This is a genomic window from Xenorhabdus cabanillasii (assembly GCF_003386665.1).
GTDB classification, from domain to species: Bacteria; Pseudomonadota; Gammaproteobacteria; order Enterobacterales; family Enterobacteriaceae; genus Xenorhabdus; species Xenorhabdus cabanillasii.
In genome coordinates, this window is record NZ_QTUB01000001.1 from 383446 (window position 1) to 396397 (window position 12952).

Here is a 12952-nt window from a genome sequence, read left to right on the forward strand (position 1 = left end):
TCAGTAAAAGAATTAAAGTAGGGTTGTTGATTTAAGCGGTTAGTATCTTAACAGGTTAAGATAACAGTTCTACAATCAGTGCCGAGGTGGTGAAATTGGTATACACGCTACCTTGAGGTGGTAGTGCCTAAACAACGGGCGTACGGGTTCAAGTCCCGTCCTCGGCACCATTAGTCTAGAAACTTGCGTTTTTAGTGTTATCAGCGTAAGATTTGCCACGTTTTCGAACGCGGGATGGAGCAGCATGGTAGCTCGTCGGGCTCATAACCCGAAGGTCGTCGGTTCAAATCCGGCTCCCGCAACCACTTCTTAACAACATATACTCTTTCAAATAGTTATGATTTAGCAGCCTAGGATATCAATCCTGATTTGACAGGTTGCTTCCAGAGGTATAGCTTTGAGAGATATAAAAGAAGTTGGTTGAGACCACTGGCAGTAAATAGGGTCCAGTTGCATAAAGCCCCGGGTTTCGGGGTTTTTTGTTATTTGACAGCAGAACTACTGGGCTAATATAGCCCTTTTTTTATGTCTTGGGGGTGGGCTTGTCCACATTAGAGCAAAAATTAACAGCGATGATTTCAGCACCAGTTGAAGCTTTAGGTTTTGAATTAGTGGGCCTGGAGTTTATTCGCGCACGTGTATCGACACTGCGGGTCTATATCGATAGTGAGGAGGGTATCACTGTTGATGATTGTGCTGATGTTAGCCATCAGGTCAGTGCAGTACTCGATGTAGAAGATCCGATCTCAGGGCTTTATAACCTGGAAATATCTTCACCGGGGCTTGATCGTCCACTGTTTAAGACTGAACACTACCAGCGTTTCATGGGTGAAGAAGTCATCTTGATGTTACGCATGGCAATGCAAAACCGTCGTAAATGGCGAGGAATTATCAAAGCTGTTGATGGTGAAATGATTACGGTTACGGTGGATGGAAAAGACGAAGTGTTCGCACTGAGCAACATCCAGAAAGCGAACCTGGTACCCCACTTTTAAAGTTCGGATGAGGCAACTAGGATGAATAAAGAAATTCTGGCTGTTGTGGAAGCGGTTTCTAATGAGAAATCTCTCCCTCGTGAAAAAATCTTCGAAGCATTAGAGATTGCACTGGCGACAGCCACCAAGAAAAAATATGAGCAGGAAATCGATGTCCGTGTTTGCATCGATCGTAAATCCGGTGATTTTGATACTTTCCGCCGTTGGTTAGTTGTTGAAGAGGTCACTCTGCCGACTCGTGAAATCACATTGGAAGCTGCAAAATTTGAAGACCCAGAAATTGAACTGGGTGGTTATATTGAAGATCAAATTGAATCAGTAACTTTTGACCGTATTACAACCCAGACTGCAAAACAGGTTATCGTGCAGAAAGTACGTGAAGCTGAACGTGCAATGGTCGTCGATCAGTTCCGCGAACAGCAGGGTGAGATCGTGACTGGTCAGGTCAAAAAAGTAAATCGTGACAATATTACCCTTGATTTGGGTAATAATGCTGAAGCGGTTATTTTGCGTGAAGACATGCTGCCACGTGAAAACTTCCGCCCTGGTGACCGCGTGCGTGGTGTCTTGTATGATGTGCGTCCAGAGGCACGTGGCGCACAGCTTTTCATTAGCCGTTCTCGTCCAGAGATGCTGGTTGAATTGTTCCGCATTGAAGTACCGGAAATTGGCGAAGAGATCATTGAGATCAAAGCTGCTGCCCGTGATCCGGGCTCCCGCGCCAAAATCGCGGTGAAAACTAATGACAAGCGTATCGATCCGGTCGGTGCTTGCGTAGGTATGCGTGGTGCAAGGGTACAGGCCGTTTCCAGTGAGTTGGGCGGTGAACGAATTGATATCGTATTGTGGGATGACAATCCTGCGCAATTTGTTATTAATGCAATGGCTCCGGCGGATGTTGCATCTATTGTTGTTGATGAAGATAACTGTACGATGGATGTTGCCGTGGAAAACAGCAATCTTGCCCAGGCGATTGGTCGTAATGGCCAAAACGTCCGTCTGGCGGCACAATTGCTGAAAAAACATCGTGGTGATGACAATTGGGAACTGAATGTCATGACTGCGGAAGAGCTGCAAGCGAAACATCAGGCAGAAGCTCATGCTTCTATTGATACATTTACTAAGCATCTCGACATTGATGAAGATTTCGCCACTGTATTGGTCGAAGAAGGTTTCTCCACACTGGAAGAGTTGGTTTATGTGCCAATCAATGAACTTCTGGCAGTGGAAGGCCTTGATGAGGAAACCGTTGAAGTTCTCCGTGAACGAGCAAAAGCGGCCTTGACGACGCTGGAACTGGCTCAGAAAGAGAGCCTTGGTGATCAGCAACCTGCCAAAGATTTACTGGATCTGCCTGGCATGGAACGTACTTTGGCGTTTAACCTGGCTGCCCGTGGCATCTGTACTCTGGAAGATCTTGCCGAGCAGGGTATCGACGACTTATCTGATATCGAAGGACTGAATGATGAGAAAGCAGGAGAACTCATTATGGCAGCCCGTAATATCTGTTGGTTTGGCGATGATGCATAAATAAACTGTAGCAGGAAGGAACAGAATGACAGAGGTAACCGTAAAATTACTGGCAGAAGAGATCCAGACATCGGTTGAACGCCTGATCCAGCAATTCGCTGATGCTGGCATCCAGAAAACCGCAACTGACTCTGTTTCCCAGAAAGAAAAAGAAGCTTTGCTGGCCTATCTGAACCGCGAACAAGGCGGTACTGGCGGCCAGCCAGATAAATTAACACTACAGCGTAAAACGCGCAGTACACTGAACGTTCCTGGCACCGGTGGCAAAAGTAAATCGGTAGCGATTGAAGTCCGTAAAAAACGCACATATGTGAACCGTGACGCGATTGAACAAGCTAAAGCGGAAGAACAGGCGAAGCGTGAAGCGGAAGAGCAGGCTCGGCGCGAGGCAGAAGAAAAGGCGCGGCTTGAAGCTGAAGCGAAGAAACTCGCGGAAGAGCAAGCGAAACGTAACGCGGAAGAACAGGCAAAACGCGAAGCAGAAAAGCAAGCTCAACGTGAAGCAGAAGAAAAAGCCAAATGTGAAGAGCCTGAAAAGGCTCAGCGTGAGGCAGCGGAAAAAGAAAAAGTGACTAAGCAACATACCGAAAAGAAATCAAAACCAGTGCAAACTGAGCCAGCAGCGCAAACTGAAAAAGCGCGTCGTGAAGCTGAAGCAGCAAATTTAAAACGCAAAGCTGAAGAAGAGATGCGTCGTAAAGTTGAAGCAGAAGCAAGACGTGTAGCAGAAGAAGCCCGCCGCATGGCAGAGGAAAATCAGGATAAATGGTCTGACGACTCTGATTTTAATGACAGCAATGACTATCATGTAACCACTTCCCGTCATGCCCGTGATGCGGAAGATGAGAATGACGCTAAAGTTGAAGGCGATCGCCGCACCCGCACCCGTGGCGGCAAGTCCTCCCGCCAGAAGAAAAATAACAAACATTCTGAATCGAAAGCTGATCGTGAAGAAGCACGTGCAGTCGGTCGTACTAAAGGCAAACAGCGCAAAACTTCCGCTTTGCAGCAGAGCTTTACCAAACCTGTAGTAGCTGTTAACCGTGATGTAGTGATTGGTGAAACCATTACCGTTGCCGAACTGGCTAACAAGATGGCTGTTAAAGGTTCTCAGGTCATCAAAACCATGATGAAAATGGGGGCAATGGCGACCATTAATCAGGTTATCGATCAGGAAACAGCTCAATTGGTTGCTGAAGAAATGGGGCACAAAGTTATCCTGCGTCGTGAAAACGAACTGGAAGAAGCGCTGATGAGCGATCGTGACACCGGTGAAACTCAGGCAGAGCCTCGTGCGCCTGTGGTTACCATCATGGGTCACGTTGACCATGGTAAAACCTCTTTGTTGGATTACATCCGTTCAACCAAAGTAGCCTCCGGTGAAGCGGGTGGTATTACCCAGCATATTGGTGCATATCATGTGAAAACTGAAAAAGGCATGATCACCTTCCTGGATACTCCAGGCCACGCTGCGTTTACCTCCATGCGTGCTCGTGGTGCTAAGGCAACCGACATTGTTGTTCTGGTTGTCGCTGCGGATGATGGCGTGATGCCCCAGACTATCGAAGCTATCCAGCATGCCAAAGCAGCTAGTGTGCCGGTTGTTGTTGCGGTTAACAAAATTGATAAACCAGAAGCTGATCCGGATCGCGTGAAGAATGAACTGTCACAGTACGGCATTATTCCGGAAGACTGGGGTGGTGAAAACCAGTTCATCAATGTATCTGCTAAAGCTGGTATTGGTATTGATGAATTGCTGGAAGCTATCCTGCTGCAAGCTGAAGTTCTGGAGCTGAATGCAGTTCGTACTGGTATGGCAAATGGTGTGGTCATTGAATCCTTCCTGGATAAAGGCCGCGGTCCTGTTGCTACCATTCTGGTACAGTCTGGTACTCTGAACAAAGGTGATATCGTTCTGTGCGGTTTCGAATATGGACGTATCCGTGCGATGCGTAACGAACTTGGTCAGGAAGTCATGTCTGCCGGCCCATCTATGCCAGTGGAAATCCTTGGTCTGTCCAACGTGCCATCTGCGGGTGATGAAGCAACTGTTGTACGTGACGAGAAGAAAGCCCGTGAAGTGGCACTGTACCGTCAGGGCAAATTCCGTGAAGTGAAACTGGCTCGCCAGCAGAAATCTAAACTGGAAAACATGTTTGCTAACATGGAAGAAGGTAAAGTATCTGAACTGAATATCGTTCTGAAAACCGACGTTCAGGGTACGTGCGAAGCGATTTGTGATTCACTGATGAAGTTGTCTACCGACGAAGTGAAAGTGAAAATTATCGGCTCCGGCGTGGGTGGTATCACTGAAACTGACGCAACGCTTGCGGCAGCATCCAACGCAATCATTCTGGGCTTCAATGTCCGTGCTGATGCTTCTGCACGTCGGATCATTGAAAACGAAAGTGTTGATCTGCGTTATTACTCCGTTATCTATAGCTTGATTGATGAAATCAAACAGGCAATGAGCGGTATGTTGGCTCCAGAATACAAACAGCAAATCATGGGGCTGGCAGAAGTCCGTGATGTCTTTAAATCACCGAAATTTGGTGCAATTGCTGGCTGTATGGTGACAGAAGGCACCATTAAACGTAATAATCCAATCCGTGTCCTGCGTGATAACGTGGTTATCTACGAAGGTGAACTGGAATCCCTGCGTCGCTTTAAGGATGACGTTAACGAAGTTCGTAATGGCATGGAATGTGGTATTGGTGTGAAGAACTACAATGATGTTCGTGTTGGCGATATGATAGAAGTCTTCGAAGTTGTTGAAATTAAACGCTCCATCGATTAAAAAACCACAATTGCCCAATAGATTTCAGGTAGCAGCTTGAAAGACGGGTATAGATTCATCCATTCTTGGGGGGCTTAATGCCCCCCAAAATGTCAGGAGATAAAACAATGGCAAGAGAATTCAGTCGTACTCAGCGCGTTGCACAAGAAATGCAAAAAGAGATTGCCATCATTTTACAGCGTGAAGTTAAAGATCCCCGTATCGGCATGGCAACAGTTTCCGGTGTTGAGGTTTCCCGCGATCTGGCTTATGCCAAAGTATTTGTGACTTTTCTGAATGTGTTAGTGGAAGAACATGATTCAGATAAGGTTCAAGAGGGTATTAAGGCATTGAATGAAGCCTCTGGGTTTATTCGTTCTTTGCTGGGTAAAGCGATGCGTCTGCGTATTATTCCTGAACTGACGTTTTCTTACGACAGTACTTTGATAGAAGGGATGCGCATGTCAAATCTGGTGACTAATGTCGTAAAAAATGACGAGCAGCGTCGTGCTTCTGCGGATCATAATGAGGACAAGTAATGGGGCGTCGTCGGGGTCGTGCGATACACGGCGTACTGTTGCTGGACAAGCCGCAGGATATTTCCTCCAATGACGCCTTACAGAAAGTAAGGCGGGTCTTTAATGCCAGCAAAGCAGGTCATACAGGTGCGTTAGATCCGCTGGCAACCGGAATGTTGCCGATTTGTCTGGGTGAAGCGACCAAGTTTTCTCAGTTTTTGCTGGATTCTGACAAGCGCTATAGAGTCATTGCCCGTTTAGGACAGCGCACTGATACTTCCGATTCACATGGAAAAATCATTTGTGAACGTGAAGTTCAGGTGACTCCGGCTCAGCTTGATGCGGCATTGGAGACATTCCGTGGTGATACCATGCAGGTTCCTTCCATGTACTCTGCATTAAAACATCAGGGAAAACCGCTGTATGAATATGCTCGTCAAGGTATTGAAGTTGAGCGGGAAGCACGTCCGATTACTGTTTATGAATTACAGTTCATTCGCTGGGAAGGTGATGAACTGGAGCTGGAAATCCACTGTTCTAAAGGGACTTATGTCCGCACGATCATTGACGATTTAGGAGAGTTGTTGGGTTGTGGTGCCCATGTGATTTATCTGCGTCGTTTGCAGGTTGCCAATTATCCTAATCATAGAATGGTGACATTGGAACAGCTGTATGAGTTAAAAGAACAGGCGGAAAGACAACAGATTGAAGCAGGAGAATTGCTCGATCCATTGCTGTTACCGATGGATACGGCAGTTGTGCATTTCCCTGTAATTCATCTGACATCTGTTGTTGCTGTTTATTTTAAACAGGGACAGCCTGTTCGTAGCCAGCACCGTTTACCATCTGGTGAGTGGGTACGCGTTACCGAAGGAGATGAAAACAAATTCATCGGTATTGCTGTGATTGATGATGATGATCTAGTGGCTCCGCGCCGCTTGGTAGTTGAAACTTATGAGAGTTAAAACTGAATATCATATCAAAAGTAAGCATTTTTGGGGCTATCTTGCGCTTCACCTATTTGCAGCGTAGAATAATGCGCCTGTATATGAGTGGCTGAATTAGAGATCGGCACTCTTCATTCGTAATCTATTATTTATTTGGAGTTATACTATGTCTCTAAGTACTGAAGCAAAAGCGCAGATTATTGCTGAGTTTGGCCGTGGCGCTAACGACAGTGGTTCTAGCGAAGTTCAGATTGCCCTGCTGACTGCACAAATCAACCATCTGCAAGGCCACTTTGCAGAGCACAAAAAAGATCACCACAGCCGTCGTGGTCTGCTGCGTATGGTTGCACAGCGTCGTAACCAGCTGAACTACCTGAAGCGTAAAGATCTGGCACGTTACACCGCACTGATTGAGCGTCTGGGACTGCGTCGCTAATTGATGAGTTTCAGTGGAAAGGGGCCTATCGGGGCCCCTTTTCTTCTAGAAAGTAGAATTTAAGAAACTTAAATTCCGTTTCTGAAATATTTGAACCTCTTCAGCTACAGTGACTCGCGCGGCTAATGAGAGTACTTAAAAGGATATACCCGGTAGATGCCAAGTTATAGCGCGGCTGACAAAGCTGCACTTGAAAGACAAAGGGGATTAAGCGCTGTCATTAGTCGTGAGGGTGTAGCAATGAAGAGAATATCCATTGTTGCTGATATTTAAAAGGCAGCAACACTAACGAAGGAATATTATTTTGCTGAATCCGATTGTTCGTAAATTCCAGTATGGTCAGCACACTGTGACCATCGAAACAGGCATGATGGCTCGTCAGGCGACAGCGGCTGTTATGGTAAATATGGATGACACTGCGGTATTTGTTACCGTTGTTGGTCAGAAAAAAGTGAAACCAGGTCAGGATTTCTTCCCACTGACTGTTAATTATCAAGAACGTACATATGCTGCTGGCCGTATTCCTGGCAGTTTTTTCCGTCGTGAAGGCCGTCCGGGTGAAGGTGAAACCCTTGTTGCCCGTCTTATCGACCGTCCACTGCGCCCGCTGTTTCCGGAAGGTTTCCTGAACGAAGTTCAAATCATTGCAACCGTTGTTTCCGTAAACCCACAGGTTCATCCGGACATCGTTGCTATGATTGGTTCTTCTGCGGCGTTGGCATTGTCTGGCATTCCATTCAATGGCCCAATTGGTGCAGCACGTGTTGGTTATATCAATGATCAGTATGTATTGAACCCAACCAGCGATGAGCTGAAAAACAGCCGTTTGGATTTGGTTGTTGCAGGTACTGAAAGCGCTGTACTGATGGTTGAATCCGAAGCGGATCTGCTGACAGAAGAACAGATGCTGGGTGCGGTGGTGTTCGGCCATGAACAACAGCAGATTGTGATTGATAACATCAATGCACTGGCTGCTGAAGCGGGTAAAGAGAAGTGGGATTGGGCACCAGAGCCTGTCAACCAATCTCTGCATAATCGTGTTGCGGAGTTGGCAGAAAGCCGTCTGGGTGATGCTTATCGCATTACTGAAAAACAAGAGCGTTACGCTCAGGTTGATACTATCAAAGAAGAAGTTTCTGCAATTATTCTGGCAGAAGCAGCAGAAAATAGCGTTGAACTGGAAGAGACAGAAGTGCTTGAAGTATTGTCTGTTCTGGAGAAAAACGTCGTTCGTGGGCGTGTTCTGCGTGGTGAGCCTCGTATTGATGGTCGTGAAAAAGATATGGTTCGTGCACTGGACGTTCGTACTGGCGTATTGCCACGTACTCACGGTTCATCTCTGTTTACCCGTGGTGAAACTCAGGCACTGGTTACAGCAACACTGGGTACTGAACGTGATGCACAGGTGATCGACGAACTGATGGGAGAGTACACAGATCGCTTCCTGTTCCATTACAACTTCCCTCCATACTCTGTTGGTGAAACGGGTATGGTTGGTTCGCCAAAACGTCGTGAAATTGGTCACGGTCGTTTGGCGAAGCGTGGTGTTCTGGCGGTAATGCCTGGCATCAACGAGTTTCCGTATACCGTTCGTGTGGTTTCTGAAATTACTGAATCCAATGGTTCCTCTTCTATGGCTTCCGTCTGTGGTGCTTCACTGGCACTGATGGATGCAGGTGTGCCGATTAAGGCAGCAGTTGCAGGTATCGCCATGGGGCTGGTGAAAGAAGGCGATAACTTTGTGGTTCTTTCTGACATTCTGGGTGATGAAGATCATCTGGGTGATATGGACTTTAAAGTTGCGGGTAGCCGTGATGGTGTCAGCGCATTGCAGATGGACATCAAAATTGAAGGTATCACCCGTGAAATCATGCAGATTGCTTTGAATCAGGCCAAAGGTGCTCGTTTACACATACTGAACGTAATGGAGCAGGCAATCCAGAGTCCACGTAATGATATTTCTGAATTTGCGCCACGTATTCACACCATCAAGATAAATCCAGATAAGATCAAAGATGTGATCGGTAAAGGTGGTTCCGTGATCCGTGCTCTGACTGAAGAAACAGGCACAACTATCGAAATCGAAGATGACGGTACTGTGAAGATCGCAGCGACTGATGGTGAAAAAGCGAGTCATGCTATCAGGCGTATTGAAGAGATTACTGCTGAAGTCGAAGTTGGCCGTATTTATACTGGTAAAGTCACCCGTATTGTTGACTTTGGTGCATTTGTTGCAATTGGCGGTGGTAAAGAGGGATTGGTGCATATTTCTCAGATCGCAGACAAGCGTGTAGAGAAAGTAACTGATTATTTACAGATTGGTCAGGAAGTTCCTGTCAAGGTGCTGGAAATTGACCGTCAGGGTCGTATTCGCCTGAGCATGAAAGAAGCAGTAGTTAATACTATGCTGAATATTACCGATGAAGTATCACAATCACCGGAATCATCAGTAGAATAAATTTGACGTAAAGAACGGTGTCCTGTAAAAAGGGCGCCGTTTATCCCCAATAAATTTCGAATTGTCGCCAACAAAGGGCAATTTGAAAGATAAAGGGGGCAGCCATTTCGGGCAGGATGCCTGAAATACACAATGTGGGTGGAACAACCGTGGGTGGAGTAACAGGGCATTCTGATTAATGTCTGACTTCGGGAGTGGGAAATGAATTCTTTTCTGCGCTGGTATTACGTTGCAGCTATTTTTCTCCTTATAGGATGTGGCAGCACTGAGTGGCGTAAAAATGAAGTTTTTGCTATTCCACTTCAACCAACATTGCAACAAGAGGTTATTCTGGCGCGCATGGAACAAATACTTGCGAGCCGCTCTCTTAAGGAAGATGAGTATGCACAGCTTTTATATGAAAGAGGTGTGCTGTATGATAGCCTCGGGCTGAGGGCATTGGCACAAAATGATTTTTCAGTGGCTTTGTCTATCCGCCCTGATATCCCCGAGATTTTTAATTATTTGGGGATTTATTTTACGCAGGCAGGCAATTTTGATGCTGCCTATGAAGCGTTTGATTCTGTTTTAGAGCTTGATCCAACTTACAACTACGCGCGAATGAATCGCGGAATTGCACTGTATTACGGTGGCCGTTATCGTTTAGCGCAGGATGATCTGCAGGCGTTTTATCAAGACGATCCAAATGATCCCTTCCGTTCGTTGTGGTTGTACCTTGTGGAAGAGAAAATCGATCCTAAGGTTGCAATGACTAATTTGTCGCACCGCTTTGACAAAACGAACCGGGGGCTATGGGGCTGGAATATTGTTGAATTCTATTTGGGTAAGATCAGTGAGAAGACACTGATGGAACGCCTGAAACAGGGTTCGACAGATAACACTTCGCTCGCTGAGCATCTCAGTGAAACTGACTTCTATTTAGGTAAGCATTACCTAAGTCTGGGGGATGAGGATAGCGCAGTTGCGTTATTCAAGCTAACGGTAGCTAACAATGTCCATAACTTTGTTGAGCATCGCTATGCATTGTTGGAATTGGCGCTGCTAGGCCAAAGACAAGATGACCTATCAGAATCGAACCAACAATAGCTGACGAACATTTTCACGACAGATTTTTAAGTCCACATCTTAAGAGGTGGGGACTTGTTTGTTCGTTTTATAACATAATTTGAGCCAGTTCACATTTTAAATGAAAATGATAGAAATTCTTTTCACTGTGTTATGTAGACTGGCCGCCACGATCAATGAGGCACCATTACATGACCACTGAGACTGAAATCTCTTTTGCTGATTTAGGGTTATCAGCACCTATTCTTTCCGCACTGCAAGACATGGGCTACGAGAAGCCCTCACCAATTCAACAGCAATGTATTCCTCACCTGTTAAATGGTCGTGACGTGCTAGGTATGGCGCAGACTGGTAGCGGTAAAACCGCAGCTTTCAGCTTGCCTTTACTGCATAATATTGATGCTGAGCTTAGAGCTCCACAGATCCTTGTGTTAGCACCGACCCGTGAACTGGCGGTACAGGTTGCTGAAGCATGTTCAGATTTTTCCAAACATATGCGTAGTGTGAATGTTGTCGCGCTCTATGGTGGACAGCGTTATGACGTTCAATTGCGTGCTTTGCGCCAGGGGCCACAAGTTGTAGTGGGAACACCGGGTCGTCTGTTGGATCACCTGAAGCGTGGTACGTTGGATCTGTCTAACCTGAAAGGTCTGGTACTGGACGAAGCTGACGAAATGCTGCGTATGGGCTTTATTGAAGATGTTGAAAACATCATGAGCCAGATCCCGGCAGAACATCAGACGGCATTGTTCTCAGCGACTATGCCTGAAGCGATTCGTCGTATCACTCGTCGTTTCATGAACGAGCCACAAGAAGTTCGCATTCAGACCAGCGTAACCAACCGTCCGGATATCAGCCAGAGTTACTGGTCTGTTTACGGTATGCGTAAAAATGAAGCACTGGTACGTTTCCTTGAAGCAGAAGATTTTGATGCGGCGATTATTTTTGTCCGTACCAAGAATGCGACTCTGGAAGTGGCAGAAACGCTTGAGCGTAATGGTTATAACTCTGCGGCACTGAATGGTGATATGAATCAGGCTCTGCGTGAACAGACTCTGGAGCGTTTAAAAAATGGCCGTTTGGACATTCTGATCGCAACAGATGTTGCCGCCCGTGGTTTGGATGTTGACCGTATCAGTCTGGTTGTTAACTATGACATTCCGATGGATGCTGAGTCATATGTACACCGTATCGGCCGTACAGGTCGTGCCGGTCGTGCCGGTCGTGCGCTGCTGTTTGTTGAAAACCGTGAACGCCGCCTGCTGCGTAATATTGAACGCACTATGAAGCTGACCATCCCGGAAGTAGAGCTGCCGAATGCTGAACTTCTGAGCCAGCGTCGTTTGGAGAAATTTGCTGCTAACGTTCAACAGCAGTTGGAAAGCAGCGACTTGGATCAATATCGTGCTCTGTTGTCTAAATTGGGCACCAGTGACGAGTTGGATATGGAAACATTGGCTGCGGCATTGCTGAAAATGGCACAGGGTGAACGCTCACTGATCCTGCCACCAGATCCGGTTCGTCGTCCTCGTCGTGAATTCAATGATCGTGACGACCGTCGCCGTAATGGTAATGGCTTTGGTGAGCGTGACAGAGGAGATAGAGGCGATCGTCCTCGTCGTGAGCGCCGTGATGTTGGCGATATGGAACTGTACCGCATTGAAGTGGGTCGTGACGATGGTGTTGAAGTACGCCACATTGTTGGTGCTATTGCTAACGAAGGTGATATCAGCAGCCGCTACATCGGCAACATCAAACTGTTCGCAACGCACTCCACAATTGAGCTGCCAAAAGGGATGCCGGGAGAGGTATTGTCTCACTTTACCCGTACCCGTATTCTGAACAAACCAATGAACATGCAGTTGGTGGGAGATGCACAGCCATTTGAACGCCGTGAGCGCCGTGGTGGTGGCCGCAACGGAAACGGTAATGGTGGCAATGGCTCACGTCGTGATCGTGACGGTTTTGGTAACGGTGGTGGTCGTCGTTTTAATAATGAGCGCCGTGGTGGCGGTGAACGTGGTTCTTTCCGTGGTCGCAATAATGACGATTTCAACGGTGGTGGACAACGTCGTCGTCAGCAACAAAGCAACGGTAACGTGTAATACGCCGTTGATTGTTGCTTCGTGTTAGCAATAACACGCTGAAATATCGAATTGAAATAAGCCCTTTCTCCTATAAAGAGAAAGGGTTTTTTATGTTTCCAGTGTTTTCATTTTCGTAGCCA

At 46.7% G+C, this 12952-nt stretch carries 9 protein-coding genes and 2 tRNA genes; all 11 read left to right on the plus strand.

Annotated elements, in window-relative coordinates:
* The first annotated feature begins 80 nt into the window (after nt 1–80).
* A tRNA-Leu gene (locus BDD26_RS01925) sits at nt 81–170 on the plus strand.
* Between the two features lie 58 nt (nt 171–228).
* Nucleotides 229–305, plus strand: a tRNA-Met gene (locus BDD26_RS01930).
* A 237-nt stretch (nt 306–542) separates the two neighbouring features.
* Nucleotides 543–995 carry a ribosome maturation factor RimP gene (gene rimP / locus BDD26_RS01935; protein ID WP_038261495.1) on the plus strand — a complete coding sequence of 151 codons (453 nt, stop codon included), beginning with the start codon at nt 543–545 and terminating at the stop codon, nt 993–995.
* A gap of 21 nt (nt 996–1016) precedes the next feature.
* Nucleotides 1017–2525, plus strand: a complete 1509-nt coding sequence (gene nusA / locus BDD26_RS01940; protein WP_038261498.1) for a transcription termination factor NusA — start codon at nt 1017–1019, stop codon at nt 2523–2525.
* 25 nt (nt 2526–2550) lie between these two features.
* Entirely contained in the window at nt 2551–5322 is a 2772-nt protein-coding gene (infB, locus tag BDD26_RS01945) for a translation initiation factor IF-2 (RefSeq protein WP_115825401.1), read from the plus strand.
* Between the two features lie 107 nt (nt 5323–5429).
* Nucleotides 5430–5840 carry a 30S ribosome-binding factor RbfA gene (gene rbfA, locus BDD26_RS01950; RefSeq protein WP_038261504.1) on the plus strand — a complete coding sequence of 137 codons (411 nt, stop codon included), beginning with the start codon at nt 5430–5432 and terminating at the stop codon, nt 5838–5840.
* Complete coding sequence (gene truB / locus BDD26_RS01955) at nt 5840–6784, plus strand: tRNA pseudouridine(55) synthase TruB (RefSeq protein ID WP_115825402.1); 945 nt, start codon at nt 5840–5842, stop codon at nt 6782–6784. Before rbfA ends, truB begins: the two co-directional genes overlap by 1 nt.
* 148 nt (nt 6785–6932) lie before the next feature.
* A complete protein-coding gene (gene rpsO, locus BDD26_RS01960) occupies nt 6933–7202 on the plus strand; it encodes a 30S ribosomal protein S15 (RefSeq protein WP_038261508.1) in 270 nt (89 codons plus the stop codon).
* A 304-nt stretch (nt 7203–7506) separates the two neighbouring features.
* Nucleotides 7507–9660: a polyribonucleotide nucleotidyltransferase gene (gene pnp / locus BDD26_RS01965; RefSeq protein ID WP_038261511.1), complete on the plus strand. Its 2154-nt coding sequence runs from the start codon at nt 7507–7509 to the stop codon at nt 9658–9660.
* Nucleotides 9661–9861: 201 nt separating this feature from the next.
* The gene (nlpI, locus tag BDD26_RS01970) at nt 9862–10746 is read left to right on the plus strand and encodes a lipoprotein NlpI (protein ID WP_038261514.1); all 885 of its coding nucleotides are present in this window, start codon (nt 9862–9864) and stop codon (nt 10744–10746) included.
* Nucleotides 10747–10916: 170 nt separating this feature from the next.
* Nucleotides 10917–12830, plus strand: coding sequence for a DEAD/DEAH family ATP-dependent RNA helicase (locus BDD26_RS01975; RefSeq protein ID WP_115825403.1), 1914 nt, complete (start codon nt 10917–10919; stop codon nt 12828–12830).
* Nucleotides 12831–12952: the final 122 nt, after the last annotated feature.